Source organism: Streptomyces sp. NPDC091371 (assembly GCF_040684275.1).
Lineage (GTDB): Bacteria > Actinomycetota > Actinomycetes > Streptomycetales > Streptomycetaceae > Streptomyces.
In genome coordinates, this window is the sequence record NZ_JBFBFP010000029.1 from 1 (window position 1) to 13,470 (window position 13,470).

Annotated in this window: 11 protein-coding genes; 6 read left to right on the forward strand and 5 right to left on the reverse strand. The window is 72.2% G+C overall.

Going from position 1 to position 13,470, the window contains the following annotated elements:
• Window positions 1-88: 88 nt before the first annotated feature.
• Window positions 89-1,576, reverse strand: coding sequence for a PLP-dependent aminotransferase family protein (locus tag AB0O21_RS26555; protein WP_365174838.1), 1,488 nt, complete (start codon window positions 1,574-1,576; stop codon window positions 89-91).
• Between the two features lie 88 nt (window positions 1,577-1,664).
• Between AB0O21_RS26555 and AB0O21_RS26560 the strand changes: the two genes are divergently transcribed.
• The 4 genes from AB0O21_RS26560 to AB0O21_RS26575 all read left to right on the forward strand — a co-directional run bounded on the left by AB0O21_RS26560 (window position 1,665) and on the right by AB0O21_RS26575 (window position 5,788).
• Complete coding sequence (locus tag AB0O21_RS26560; protein ID WP_365174839.1) at window positions 1,665-1,871, forward strand: hypothetical protein; 207 nt, start codon at window positions 1,665-1,667, stop codon at window positions 1,869-1,871.
• A complete protein-coding gene (locus AB0O21_RS26565) occupies window positions 1,814-2,449 on the forward strand; it encodes a nucleotidyltransferase family protein (RefSeq protein ID WP_365174842.1) in 636 nt (211 codons plus the stop codon). Before AB0O21_RS26560 ends, AB0O21_RS26565 begins: the two co-directional genes overlap by 58 nt.
• 251 nt (window positions 2,450-2,700) lie before the next feature.
• The gene (aceB, locus tag AB0O21_RS26570; RefSeq protein ID WP_365174845.1) at window positions 2,701-4,320 is read left to right on the forward strand and encodes a malate synthase A; all 1,620 of its coding nucleotides are present in this window, start codon (window positions 2,701-2,703) and stop codon (window positions 4,318-4,320) included.
• Between the two features lie 190 nt (window positions 4,321-4,510).
• A complete protein-coding gene (locus tag AB0O21_RS26575) occupies window positions 4,511-5,788 on the forward strand; it encodes a GDSL-type esterase/lipase family protein (protein ID WP_365174851.1) in 1,278 nt (425 codons plus the stop codon).
• A 12-nt stretch (window positions 5,789-5,800) separates the two neighbouring features.
• Here AB0O21_RS26575 and AB0O21_RS26580 read toward each other — a convergent pair whose 3' ends face one another.
• Complete coding sequence (locus AB0O21_RS26580; RefSeq protein ID WP_365174853.1) at window positions 5,801-6,190, reverse strand: VOC family protein; 390 nt, start codon at window positions 6,188-6,190, stop codon at window positions 5,801-5,803.
• Window positions 6,191-6,305: 115 nt separating this feature from the next.
• Between AB0O21_RS26580 and AB0O21_RS26585 the strand changes: the two genes are divergently transcribed.
• Window positions 6,306-6,899: a 3'-5' exoribonuclease gene (locus AB0O21_RS26585; protein WP_365174856.1), complete on the forward strand. Its 594-nt coding sequence runs from the start codon at window positions 6,306-6,308 to the stop codon at window positions 6,897-6,899.
• 24 nt (window positions 6,900-6,923) lie between these two features.
• On the opposite strand, the gene AB0O21_RS26590 is transcribed toward AB0O21_RS26585, so the two are convergent.
• Entirely contained in the window at window positions 6,924-8,915 is a 1,992-nt protein-coding gene (locus tag AB0O21_RS26590) for a hypothetical protein (RefSeq protein ID WP_365174859.1), read from the reverse strand.
• A gap of 127 nt (window positions 8,916-9,042) precedes the next feature.
• Between AB0O21_RS26590 and AB0O21_RS26595 the strand changes: the two genes are divergently transcribed.
• Window positions 9,043-10,113 (forward strand): Lrp/AsnC family transcriptional regulator, encoded by a 1,071-nt coding sequence (locus AB0O21_RS26595; protein WP_365174862.1) that lies wholly within the window; start codon window positions 9,043-9,045, stop codon window positions 10,111-10,113.
• A 94-nt stretch (window positions 10,114-10,207) separates the two neighbouring features.
• On the opposite strand, the gene AB0O21_RS26600 is transcribed toward AB0O21_RS26595, so the two are convergent.
• Window positions 10,208-11,617, reverse strand: a complete 1,410-nt coding sequence (locus AB0O21_RS26600; RefSeq protein ID WP_365174865.1) for a nucleobase:cation symporter-2 family protein — start codon at window positions 11,615-11,617, stop codon at window positions 10,208-10,210.
• 369 nt (window positions 11,618-11,986) lie between these two features.
• Complete coding sequence (locus AB0O21_RS26605; protein WP_365174867.1) at window positions 11,987-13,390, reverse strand: 8-oxoguanine deaminase; 1,404 nt, start codon at window positions 13,388-13,390, stop codon at window positions 11,987-11,989.
• Between the last annotated feature and the right edge of the window lie 80 nt (window positions 13,391-13,470).

Here is a 13,470-nt window from a genome sequence, read left to right on the forward strand (position 1 = left end):
CTCGTACTGGACGTACTTGCGCGGTCCGACAACGCAGCGAGGTGCCGTGCCGGGCGCCGTGACCCGGTGAACCTTGCCGGTCACAGCACTAGGCGACCCAGTGCGGCCGGTCCACCGCCGACGGCAGCGGGACCCCGTCGTGGAAGGCGCTCGCGAGCCGGCGGACGCCCTCGTCGAGGCGGTCCGCGGGGAGGGTGTACGGGATGCGGAGCCGGTGTTCGAAGGTGCCCGGGTCCACGCCGAAGCGGGCGCCCCGGCCGATGTGCACGCCGGCCGACGCGGCCCGCTCGGCCAGCGCGGAGCTGACCGGCTCCCCGAGGTCCACCCAGAGCGAGAGGCCGCCCGGCGGAAGCTGCCAGGACCACTCGGGGGTGTGCCGCTGGAGCGACTGTACGAGGGCCTCGCGCTGGATCCGCAGCTGTGCGAGCCGCGCGGGCATGGACCGGCCGAGGTCGTCCATCAGCGGGAGGGCGACGAGCTGGTCGAGGACCGAGCCGGTCATGTCGGCCGATACCCGTACGGACGTCAGCTCGGTGATCATCTTCGCTGTGGCCCGGACCCAGCCGACCCGCAGGCCGCCCCAGTGGGTCTTGCTCAGCGAGCCGATGGTGATCACGTGGTCGGCGCCCCCGCGCGGGGCCAGCGAGGCCAGCGGCGCGGGCATGGGGACGTCCAGCGCGATGTCGGCGATGGTCTCGTCGACCACCAGCCAGGTCCCGGTGGCCCGGGTCGCCGCGAGCAGCCGCAGCCGCTGCTCCGGCGGCATGAGGCCGCCCGTGGGGTTGTGGAAGTCAGGGATGACGTACGCGAGCCTCGGCACGGTCTGGCGGAGCGTGGACTCGGCGATCTCCATGTCCCAGCCGGCGTCCGAGACGGCTATGGACCCGGTGCGCAGCCGGGCGTGGCGCAGGGCGTCGAGGGCGTTGGCGTAGGTCGGGTTCTCGGTGAGGACCCGGTCTCCGGCCCGGCACAGGAGGCTGACGACGAGCGCGAAGGCCTGCTGCGCCCCGGCCGTGATCAGGATCTGCTCGGGGCGCGTGTGCAGCCCGCGCCGGTTGAACCGCTCGGCGACGGCGGTGCGCAGGTCGGGCAGGCCGAAGGGGTGGTAGCCGGGGGTGCGGGCGAGCTGGGGCAGCCTCGGCGCGGCCCAGGCGAGGGCGGCGGCGAGGCTGCCCTCGGGGGCGCCCATGGCGGCGATGGCGAGGTCGATGCCGGGGTCGTCGTCGGCTCTGTAGCCGCCGGCCCCGAGGATGGCGTGGGCGCCGACGGGGCGGTGGCCGTCGGGGAGTTCGGTCCAGGTGCCGGAGCCGCGCCGGCTGCGGACGTAGCCGCTCTCGCGCAGCAGGTCGTAGGCGCTGGTGATGGTGGCCCGGCTGGCGCCGACGGCCTCGGCGAGCTCGCGCTCGGCGGGCAGCCGCACGTGCAGGGCGATGCGGCCGTCGAGGATCAGGGTCCGCACCGCGTCGGCGAGCGTCCGGTAGCCGGGGCGGGCCAGCACCTCGGCGGGGAGCAGGGCCGCGAGCTGCCGGCTGCCGATCGTCCTGTCCGCCGTATGGACCACTCGCCCGTTTGCCATGCCAACCTCCCCTGATTGGCTCTGCCAGCCAGGCCAATCGAGGACCAGACTCGCCGTATTGGCCCCCGATTGGCAAGGAGAAGCCGAGATGCTGACCGACCGTGACGAACGCGCCCTGCTGGCTGCCGCCCAGAACCGGATCTCCGAGCCGCTGCGCATCGGTGCCGCGCTGGCCTCCGTACTGGCCGCCCTGACGCGGCGCCCGCGGGCCTCCGGGCACGAGCGAGAATCGGTGGCATGTCAGCCAACGCCCACCCAGCTGCCCACTCCCCTGCCCACGCCGCTCCACCGGTGATCGCGGGCCTGCTCCTGGCGGCCGGGGGCGGCCGCCGCCTCGGCGGCCGCCCGAAGGCCCTGCTCCCCTACCGCGGGCGCCCACTGGTCGAGAACGCCGTACGGGTGTTGCGCGAGGCGGGCTGCGGCCCGCTGCACGTGGTGCTCGGCGCCTCCGCGGCCGAGGTCCGCGAGCGGGCCGACCTGGCCGGCTGCGTGGTCGTGGACAACCCGGACTGGGCGGAGGGGATGGGCTCCTCGCTGCGGGTCGGCCTCGCCTCGCTGGCCGGTACGGGCGCGAGCGCGGCGCTGGTCTCGCTGGTGGACCAGCCGGGGATCGGTCCGGCCGCGGTGGCCCGGGTCCGGGAGGCGTACCGCTCCCCCGCGAGCCTGGTGGCGGCCGCGTACGACGGGGAGCGCGGCCATCCCGTGCTGTTCGGGGCGGACCGCTGGGCGGACATCGCGGCGACGGCGACGGGCGACAAGGGCGCCCGGGTGCACCTCGCACGACATGCCGGGGAACTCACCCTGGTGGAGTGCGCGGACGTCGCGGAGGCCTTCGACATCGACACCCCTCCCGACCTGGCCCGTCTTTCCTGAGCACGGTGTGACGACGATGGCACTGAGGGCCACGGGAGAGTGGAATCTGTCGACCCAGAGAATCTCGACATCAACAAACCATTGAACTTCCACCATGAGGAAATTACTATCCACTGGTCAGAAGCGCCCTGAACCCCCAGACGGCGCCCGCGACCGTATCCGGAACTCTCCACACCCGACGGCACTGCGTGCCGTCCAGCGCGAGCATTCCCCCGCGGCCGCCAGGCACCGCCGCTGAAGGAGTGACAGATATGTCCGCACCAGCGCCGTCCCCGCTGGCCATCGTCGATGCCGAGCCCCTGCCCCGGCAGGACGAGGTCCTCACCGAAGCGGCTCTCGCCTTCGTGGCGGAGCTCCACCGGCGGTTCGCCCCGCGTCGCACCGAGCTCCTCGCCCGCCGCGCCGAGCGCCGTGCCGAGATCGCCCGGACCTCCACCCTCGACTTCCTCCCGGACACCGCACAGGTCCGCGAGGGAGACTGGAAGGTCGCTCCGGCCCCGGCCGCGCTGAACGACCGCCGTGTGGAGATCACCGGTCCGACGGACCGCAAGATGACCATCAACGCCCTGAACTCGGGCGCCAAGGTCTGGCTCGCCGACTTCGAGGACGCCTCGGCTCCCACCTGGGAGAACGTGGTCCTCGGCCAGCTCAACCTGATCGACGCCTACGAGCGCCGCATCGACTTCACCGACGCCCGCACCGGCAAGGCGTACGCCCTCAAGCCCGCCACCGAGCTGGCGACGGTCGTCATGCGCCCCCGCGGCTGGCACCTCCAGGAGCGCCACCTGCAGTTCGAGGGCGCCCCGGCCTCCGGCTCGCTGGTCGACTTCGGCCTGTACTTCTTCCACAACGCGCAGCGCCTGATCGACCTCGGCAAGGGCCCGTACTTCTACCTGCCGAAGACGGAGTCGCACCTGGAGGCGCGCCTCTGGAACGAGATCTTCGTCTTCGCCCAGGACTACGTCGGCATCCCGCAGGGCACCGTCCGCGCGACCGTCCTCATCGAGACGATCACCGCCGCGTACGAGATGGAGGAGATCCTCTACGAGCTGCGCGACCACGCCGCGGGCCTGAACGCCGGCCGCTGGGACTACCTCTTCTCCATCGTCAAGAACTTCCGCGACGGCGGCGAGAAGTTCGTCCTGCCGGACCGCAACGCGGTGACGATGACCGCCCCGTTCATGCGGGCGTACACCGAGCTCCTGGTCCGCACCTGCCACAAGCGCGGCGCGCACGCCATCGGCGGCATGGCGGCCTTCATCCCGTCCCGCAAGGACGCGGAGATCAACAAGATCGCCTTCGCGAAGGTCAAGGCCGACAAGGACCGCGAGGCGGGCGACGGCTTCGACGGCTCCTGGGTCGCCCACCCGGACCTGGTCCCGATCGCCATGGCCTCCTTCGACGCGGTGCTCGGCGAGAAGCCGAACCAGAAGGACCGACTGCGCGAGGACGTCTCGGTGGCCCCGGGCGAGCTCATCGCGATCGACTCCCTGGACGCGAAGCCGACCTACGAGGGCCTGCGCAACGCGGTCCAGGTCGGTATCCGCTACATCGAGGCCTGGCTGCGCGGCCTCGGCGCCGTCGGCATCTTCGGCCTGATGGAGGACGCGGCAACCGCCGAGATCTCGCGCTCGCAGATCTGGCAGTGGATCAACGCCGGCGTCGTGTTCGAGAACGGCGAGACGGCCACGGCCGACCTGACCCGCAAGATCGCGACCGAGGAACTGGCCGCCATCCGCACCGAGGTCGGCGAGGACGCCTTCACCTCCGGCAAGTGGCAGCAGGCCCACGACCTCTTCCTCCAGGTCTCCCTGGACGCGGACTACGCGGACTTCCTGACGCTCCCCGCGTACGACCAGCTCGCCGGCTGACACCAGCCCTTCGGCCGACCACGCACAGCGGCCGAAACGAACGGCTCCGCCCCCGCTGCCCAACGGCACGGGGGCGGAGCCGTTCTCACGTCCGTCCAGCCCCGGCGGACACCGAACGACCGATCGGTCGTTACTGGTTCGTAACTTGCCTGTACCTAGCGGTAACAAGTGGCCGCGTGTCACCTTTCCGTTGCCACCGGCCGGCGGTACCCCCACTTCCCAGCCATGCAACGGAGTCGTTGCCGACTTCGGCATGGCCGAACGCAGGAGTTCCGCAGTGATCGGATTCCGCACCGCAAGCAAGGACCGGGACCGCCGTCGTGTGCGACGACTGGCCGGAGCCGGGATGGTTCTGCCGCTCGCCGTCGGCGCCCTGTTGGGCGGCGGGGCCGGGACGTCCGCCGCCAGTTCCGGCAGCGGCCCCACCGCCGTCGTCTCGATGGGCGACAGCTACATCTCCGGCGAGGCCGGGCGCTGGCAGGGCAACAGCCTGACCAATACCGGGAGCCGCAACGGGACGGACCGGGCCTGGGTCAGCGGCAGCGTCTACGACCCCGCGAAGGTGTACGGGACCACCGCCGGCGGGTGCCACCGGTCGGACTCGGCCGAGGTGCGCAGCGCCGGGGCGATCGCCGACGTCGCGGTGAACCTCGCCTGCTCCGGGGCGGTCTCGCAGAACGTGTTCCGGGCGGCCAACGGCGGGGTGGCCTTCAAGGGCGAGGCCCCGCAGGCCGACCAGCTCGCGGCGGTGGCCGCGACCCACGACGTCAAGGTCATCGCGCTGTCCATCGGCGGGAACGACCTGGGCTTCGCCGACATCATCAAGGAGTGCGCGTACGACTTCGTGCTCTGGAACTCGTACTGCTACGACGACCAGCAGGTCGTGGTGGACCAGAAGATCGACGCGGCGATGGCCGGCGTCGGGAAGTCCGTGGACGAGATCCGGGCCGTGATGCGGGCGGCCGGGTACGCCGACTCGTCGTACCGGATCGTGCTCCAGTCCTACCCGTCGCCGATCCCGCGCGGCGCGGAGAACCGGTACACGCAGAGCGACTGGAGCCGGCTGAACACCGGCGGGTGCCCCTTCTGGAACCGGGACTCGGACTGGGCGCGGGACTCGCTCGTGCCGCAGATCGCGAACCGCATCAAGGGGGTCGCGGCGGCCAAGGGCGTCCAGTTCCTGGACCTGCGGGACATGCTCCAGGGCCGCGAGGTGTGCGCCAAGGCCAGCAAGCAGGTGAGCTCCACGGCGCCGGCCTCGGCGAAGACGAGCGAGTGGGCGCGCTGGATCGACAGCAGCGAGACCCAGAGCCTGGTCCAGGAGTCCATGCACCCGAACTACTACGGCCAGCTGGCCGTCGGCCGCTGCCTCGCCCTGGCCGTGGGCCAGCCGGCGGGCTCGGGCGTCAGCTGCAAGAACACGGCGGGCGGGGACGCGACGGGGATGTTCCTGACGCCGGCCCCGTAGTTCCGCTCGGGCCTACGCGGGCTCCTGGAGGACGGACAGGACGTTGCCCGCCGGGTCCTCGAACCAGGCGATGGAGGGCGCGCCCTCCTGGCGGACGATGCCCTTGTCGTCGGCCTCGAACCCTTCGTAGCGCTCGAAGCGGACGCCCTTCGCGGTGAGTTCGTCGACCGCCTTCTCCAGGTCGGCCACCGCGAAGTTGAGGATCGTGAAGCTCGCGGGCCGGTGGTTGTCCTTCGGGTAGACCAGCACCTTCGCGCCGCCCGCGAGGTTCAGGTACAGGAACGGCATCTTCCCTTCCTGCTCCTCCGAGACGCTGAGCCCCAGCGTGCCGCCGTAGAACTCCTTCGCCCGGCCCAGGTCGTCGACCGAGAAGCCGCTGAACGCCTTGGTGTCCTCGAACATGACCACTACCTCGATCCGCCGACGCACCCCGCTTCCCATCCTCCCCCCGGGGCGGAGGTGCGGCGACCGGGAAATCAGGTGATCGTTCCTGCCAAGGGCTGGCATGCTCTCGCGCATGGCAGCCCGCAGCGCACGTCCCAGTCTGTACATCTCCGTCGACATCGAGGCCGACGGACCCATCCCCGGACCGTATTCGATGATCAGCTTCGGGGCGGCCGTCGCCGGCCGGCAGGACGGTGACGCGTACGCGGCCGCCGATCCGGAGCGGCAGACGTTCTACCGGGAGCTGCGGCCCATCAGCGGCGAGTACGTCGCCGAGGCGCTCGCCGTCAGCGGGCTGGACCGGGAGCGGCTCGTACGGGAGGGCGCGGATCCGGCCCTCGCCATGGCCGAGTTCCGCACCTGGGTGCGGGACGCGGCCGCGGAGGCGGGCGCGCAGCCGGTGATGTGCGGCTACCCGGCCTCCTTCGACTGGACGTTCCTGTACTGGTACCTGATGCGCTTCGGCGGGGACAGCCCGTTCGGCCACTCCGGCTGCCTGGACATGAAGACCCTGTACGCGACGAAGGCGCGCGTGCCCCTGCGGGCCGCGGTCAAGGGCCGGATGCCGCGCGAGCTTCGCTCCTCGCGCCGGCACACGCACCACGCGCTCGACGACGCCGTGGAGCAGGCCGAGCTGATGAGCAACCTGATGCTCTGGACGCCCTGACCGCCCCGGTGCTGCGGTGGCCGCTCAGAGGTCCGGGAGCAGCCGGTGGAGCGGGGTCCGGGCGCCCGCCCGGTAGGCCGCGCGGAAGGCGTCCGGGGTGAGCCGGGTGCGCAGGACCTGTTCGGCGCGGGGGGCGCAGGCGGCCGCCGGCCGGGTGCGGGAGACCGATCCGAGCAGCCGGGCGGCCTCGGCGTACCGCCCCTGGTCCGCCTCCAGTTCGGCGAGCAGCTCCACGGAGAAGGACTCGCCGAGGCGGTCGTCGAGGGCGAGCTGGGCCCGCAGGGCGCGCAGCAGGGCGGTGCGGGCCTCGGCCGGGCGGCCCTCGTGGCGGTGGACGATGGCGTGGGCGAAGCCGGTCCAGGAGCCCGCCCAGGGGTCTGCACGGCGGGCCGCGGGGCCTGCCGCCGGGCCCGCCGGCAGGCCGTCCTCGACGGGGACGGACGCGGGATCGGTGTAGGCGAGGGCCAGGGTGCGCGCGGCCCGGAGCGCCTCCGGGCCGGGGCCGAACTCCGGGTCCTCCGGGAGGAGTTCCAGCCCCTCCCGGTATTCCGCGGCGGCATCCTCGTAGCGCTCCTCCCACAGGGCGACCGTGCCCCGGACGTGCGCGAGGTACGCCAGGCAGGTGTCCTCCCCCTCCTGTACGGCCGCGCTCCACGCCTCCACGAGCAGGGGGTCGGCGCCGTGCGCCTCGCCGAAGCTCGCCACCAGCCAGGCGGCCAGCCACAGCGCGCGGGCCGGCCGCGGCGCCGGGTGCAGGGCCAGGGCCCGCTCCACGTGGCGCCGGCCCTCCGCCGTCAGCCCGCACGCCGACCACAGGAACCACAGCGACACGGCGATCTCCAGGGCCGCGGCCGGCCCGGGCGCGGACAGCGGGTTCATCGCCACCCGCAGCTCCGGCAGCTCCCGTACCGCCAGCTCCCGCGCCTCCCGCTGCGCCCCCTCCCGCCACAGCTGCGCCGCCCGCTCGGCCAGCACCCGGCAGCGCTCGTGGTGGCGCCGGGCGGCGGTCGCCCCGTCCCCGCCCCGGCCGTGCGCGAGCAGCCGGGCCCCGTGCGCCCGTACGGACAGCGGCAGCCGGTAGCGACCGGGCGCGGCGTCCGCGAGCAGCCCGGGGGCGAGGTCCCGCAGCGCCTCGGCGGCGCTCTCCCGGCTGAGCGCGCCGAAGCCGCACACCTCGGCGGCGGCCGCCGGCTCGAAGGAGCCCGCGAAGACGGACAGCCGCTCGCGCAGCAGCCGCTCGGCGGGCGGGGCCAGCCTGTGGGAGCGCTCCGCGTCGACGCGGGTGCCGCGGCCGGCGCCGCCCGCGAGGAAGGTCAGCGGGTCCGCGGCCAGCCGGCGCAGCGCCTGGCCGGGGGCGTACTGGTGCGAGCGCCCGGCCGCCAGCTCCAGCGCGCCCGGGAGCCCGTCGAGGGCCCGGCACAGGGCCGCCACGGCGCCGGCGTTGCGTTCGGTGAGCTCGAAGAAGGGGTCCGCGCCACGGGCCCGCTCCTCGTAGAGCCGTACGGCCGCGAACCCGGCGATTTCGGCCACGGGCAGCCGCGCGGCCGGATCCGCGGGCGCCGCGGGCAGCGACAGCGGGGGCACCGCGGAAGCGGCCTCCCCCGGGAGTCCAAGGCGGCGCTGCGAGGTGGCCAGAATCCGCAGTCCGGGCAGCCTCCCCAGCAGCCGCTCCGCCAGGGCCGCTGCCTGCCGGCCGAGCTGCTCGCAGCCGTCGAGGACCAGCAGCGCCTCGCGCCCGGCGAGCGCGGCGAGGAGCTCGGCCTCCAGCTCCGGCAGGCCGGGCGGATCCAGCCGGGCCAGCTCGGTCCAGCAGGCATCGAGCCCTTCGCTGCTGGTCAGGGAGCGGACGGTGCGTACGGCGAGCCGGGTCTTGCCGATGCCGGCCGGTCCCGTGAGGGTGATCAGGCGTTCGTCGGCAAGCAGCTTGGCGACGGCGGCGAGCTCCCGTTCACGGCCGATGAAACTGGACAGCTCCGCGGGCACCGTCTGGCGCATGCCCGAGCCGGCCTCGCCCACAGGTCCTCCCCGATGTCCTGAACGTGCCTACAACAGCCCGGGTGAACGGTTGAATGCACGAAGAGAGATGATCGGCCGAAAGTCCCCTTGGCCGACCGGCTACCGGGAGATCCACCAGGAGAGGGTGATGAAGTCGGCCATTTCCGCCATGGACGACATGGACCGGGCACTCGTCCACGCACTGCAGCTCGCGCCGCGCGCGAGCTGGGAACGGCTGGGACCGGTGCTCGGCGTGCGCCCCGACACCCTCGCCCGCCGCTGGGAGCGGCTGACGGAGACCGGTGAGGCGTGGGTCAGCGGGATCGGGCTGCGCACGGGCAGCCAGCCGCCCCGTATGGCGTGGGTGGAGGTCGTCTGCGCCGCGGGCACCTCGCCGGCGGTCGGCGCCGCGCTCGCGGGAGACGCGCACACCCTCGGTGTGGAGCACAGCACCGGCGGACGCGACCTGCTGGTCTTCGTGGCCGTGCCGGACCTGCACACGCTGTACCGGTACCTGTCCTTCCGGGTGCAGCAGATCCCCGGGGTCGTCTCCACCCGCTCGTCGGTGGTCACGGCCGTGCACTACGCCCCCGACCGCTGGCGCCTGGACCAGCTCACCCCCGCGCAGACCGATCTGCTGACCGGCAGGACCGGACGCACCCGCCGCCCGCCGGGCGGTCCCGCTTCTGCGACGCCCCTCGCCGGCGCCTCGATGACCGAGGAGGAGCGGCCGCTCGTCCTGGCCCTGGCCGCGGACGCGCGCCGCAGCGTCGCCTCGCTGGCGAGGGAGTTCGCGATGAGCGAGTCGACGGTGCGCCGGCGGATCGCCCGGCTGGAGGCGGGGCACAGCCTGCGCTTCAGCAGCGCGCTCGCCTCGGGCATGTCGGGGTGGCCGATAGCGGCGACGGTGTGGGCGGAGGTGCCGGAGTACGAGGTCGCGGACTTCGCGGCGGCCGCCACGGGGCTGCGCGAGACCCGTACGTGCATGTCCGTCAGCGGTCGCTGGAACTTCATGATCAGCGCACGCTTGCGTTCGGTGGAGGACCTCGCCCGCTACACGGCCGACCTCGCGCGGAGGTTGCCGGGGCTGCGCATCACCGATTCGGCGGTGTCGCTCCACGTGCGCAAGTCGGAGGCGCAGGAGCTGGACCACGAGGGCCGCCGGATCCGGACGGTGTCGCCGGACATCTGGTCGGACCCGGCACCGGGCACCCCGTAGGGGTGGCAGCGGCGGTGCGCACGCCACACCCGCAGTGGGTGGCGTGCGCACCGCCGTCCGGTCCGGCCTGGACCAGGGGCCGGACCGGGGCCCGTCAGTGCGCCGGAACCGGTTCCGGGCCGGAGGCCATCCCGGCGCCCTTCTTGGCGCCGAGGTGGTTGAAGGCCAGGTTGAGCAGGATCGCCACCACGCAGCCGGTGCTGATGCCGGAGTCGAGGACGACCAGGAGGTCCTTCGGGAAGGCGTGGTAGAACTCCGGCGCTGCGATCGGGATCAGGCCGATGCCCACGGACGCGGCGACGATCAGGGCGTTCTCGCCCTTCTCCATGGCCGCCCCGGCCAGGGTCTGGATGCCGCTGGCCGCGACCGAGCCGAAGAGCACGATGCCGGCGCCGCCGAGCACGGGCAGCGGGACCACGCCGATCACGGAGGCGGCCATCGGGCACAGGCCGAGCAGGATCAGGATGCCGCCGCCCGCGGCGACGACGAACCGGCTGCGCACCTTGGTCATGGCGACGAGCCCGATGTTCTGGGCGAAGGCGCTGCACATGAACCCGTTGAACAGGGGGCTGATCGCACTGCCCAGGGTGTCGGCGCGCAGGCCGCCCTCGATGGCCTTCTCGTCCGCCGGCCGGCCGACGATCTTGCCCAGCGCGAGGATGTCCGCGGTGGACTCGGTCATGCAGACGAGCATGACGATGCACATCGAGATGATCGCGGCGACCTGGAACTGCGGGGCGCCGAAGTGGAACGGGGTGGGGAAGCCGACCACCGAGGCGTTCTTCACGGCGTCGAAGTTCGTCATCCCGAGCGGAAGTGCGATGACCGTGCCCGCGACCAGGCCGAGCAGGATGGATATCTGCTGGAGGAAGCCGCGCAGGAACTTGCGCATCAGCAGGACGATCACCAGGGTGAGGGCGGCCATGCCGATGTTCTTCATCGAGCCGTAGTCGGTGGCGGTGCTGTTCCCGCCCTGCGACCAGTTGAAGGCGACCGGCAGGAGCGAGACGCCGATCAGGGTGATGACCGTACCCGTGACGACCGGTGGGAAGAACCGGACGAGTTTGCCGAAGTACGGGGCGGCGAAGAAGCCGATGACTCCGGCGACGATGATCGCGCCGAAGATGATGGGGATGGCGTTGTCCCCCTCCCCCTTGCCGATGGCGATCATCGGGGTCACGCCGGCGAAGGAGACGCCGTTGACGAAGGGGAGTTTGGCGCCGATCTTCCAGAACCCGAGGGTCTGGAGCAGAGTGGCGAGACCCGCGGTGAAGAGCGAGGCGCCCATCAGGAAGGCCGTCTCGGTGGCCGAGAGGCCGACGGCCGGGCCGACGATCATCGGCGGGGCGACGACACCCGCGTACATGGCGGCCACGTGCTGGAGACCGCTGGTGAACATCTTCAGCGGGGGCAGGGTCTCGTCGACGGGGTGTTTCTCCCCCGCCTCCTCGGAGACCTGCGGTACTGCGACTGCGTCTTTGCGAAACCTGGGCACCTGGGCCATGGGTTCCTCCGAACTGTTGAACGCGCCGGCAGGGACGCGTTGTGTCTGGGAGGTCGTGCGAAAGCTGTGCGAGTCGGGCCTGTATGGAGTTGTGGGTACTGCGAATTCCTGTCCCAAGGGGTGCGAAGCGGGCCGTGGAAACGTTCGTCTGAAACGATCCGCGGCTGTTTTCGCGCATGGCGAAGCCACCCGTGACGGACACGGTGAGAAGGGTGGCGAGGCCATGGGTGGAGCGAGTGGCACGAGTCACCGCCCCCGGGGGCGCCTTCGGAAAATCCTCAGGCGCGTCCCGGGAACGGCTGCCGCGGACCCCGCTCGGGTCCGCGGCCGCCGGCCGGGGGCCGTCCCCCCCGGCCGGACTCCGTGGGATCAGCCCTGCGCGGAGATCCGCGCGAGGCGCTGGGCCTCTTCCCGCGTGGACACCGCGATGGCGTCCTCGTCCGCGGTGAGGAGACGGTTGTTCTCGACGATCTGCCTGCCGTTGACGAACGAGGCGGTGACCGGGGCGGCCGCACCGAAGACGAGCGCGGTGACCGGGTCGGCGATCGAGGAGTGCAGGAACGTGTTCAGGTTCCACAGCACGAGGTCGGCGCACTTGCCGGCCTCCAGCGAACCGATGTTGTCGGCGCGGCCGAGGACCTGGGCGCCACCGTACGTGCCGAGGCGCAGGGCCTGGCGCGCGTTCAGGGCGCGCTCTCGGTGGACCGGGTTCAGGCGGTTGATCAGCAGCGCGTTGCGCAGCTCGGTGTGCAGCTCACCGGACTCGTTGGAGGCGGTGCCGTCCACGCCGAGGCCGACCGGGACGCCGGCGGCCAGCATGTCCGGGACGCGGGCGATGCCGGCGGCCAGACGGGCGTTGGAGGACGGGCAGTGCGCGACACCGGTCTTGGTACGGGCGAACGCGGCGATGTCGGAGTCGTTCATGTGGACGCTGTGCGCCATCCACACGTCCTCGCCGAGCCAGCCGGTCGACTCGAAGTAGTCGGTCGGGCCCATGCCGAAGAGCTCGTGGCAGAACTTCTCTTCCTCGACGGTCTCCGAGCCGTGCGTGTGCATGCGCACACCCAGGCGGCGGGCCAGCTCGGCGCCCTGCTTCAGCAGCTCGGTGGAGACCGAGAAGGGGGAGCACGGCGCGACGGCGACCTGCGTCATCGAGTCGAAGGAGGCGTCGTGGAACTTCTTGACGGTCGCCTCGGTGTCGGCGAGCGCGCCCTCGAGGGTCTCCACCGCGTGGTCCGGGGGCAGGCCGCCGTCCTTCTCGCTGCGGTCCATGGAGCCGCGGGCGAGGGTGAAGCGGACGCCCATCTCGGAGGCGGCGCGGATGATCGACCCGGAGAGGTCGCCGGAGCCCTTGGGGAAGACGTAGTGGTGGTCCATCGCAGTGGTGACGCCACCCCGGGCCATCGCGGCCAGGGAGCCCTGCGCGGCCGTGTACGTCATCTGCTCGTCGATGCGCGCCCAGGTCGGGTACAGCGCGACGAGCCAGTTGAAGAGGTTGTGGTCGGTGGCCAGACCACGCGTGATCCACTGGTAGAAGTGGTGGTGCGTGTTGACCAGACCGGGAGTAACGAGGTGTCCGGTGCCGTCGATGCGCCGGACCACATTGTCGAGGTTCTCGGGGGCCTTGCCCGCTCCGATGGACTCGATCTTGTTACCGGCGATGACGATGTGACCCGAGGCGTACTCGGTGTCATTCGCATCGACGGTTGCAATCGCACAGTTCTCGATGACGATGCGCTCTACGGCGCTGCCAGCGGCTGACGATGCTGCCATGGGACTTCCTCGCACTTTCAAGTGGCGATGCGGGCACGGCAAAACCCTGGGGATTTGAGTGCCGGAGCCGGGGGCCTTGG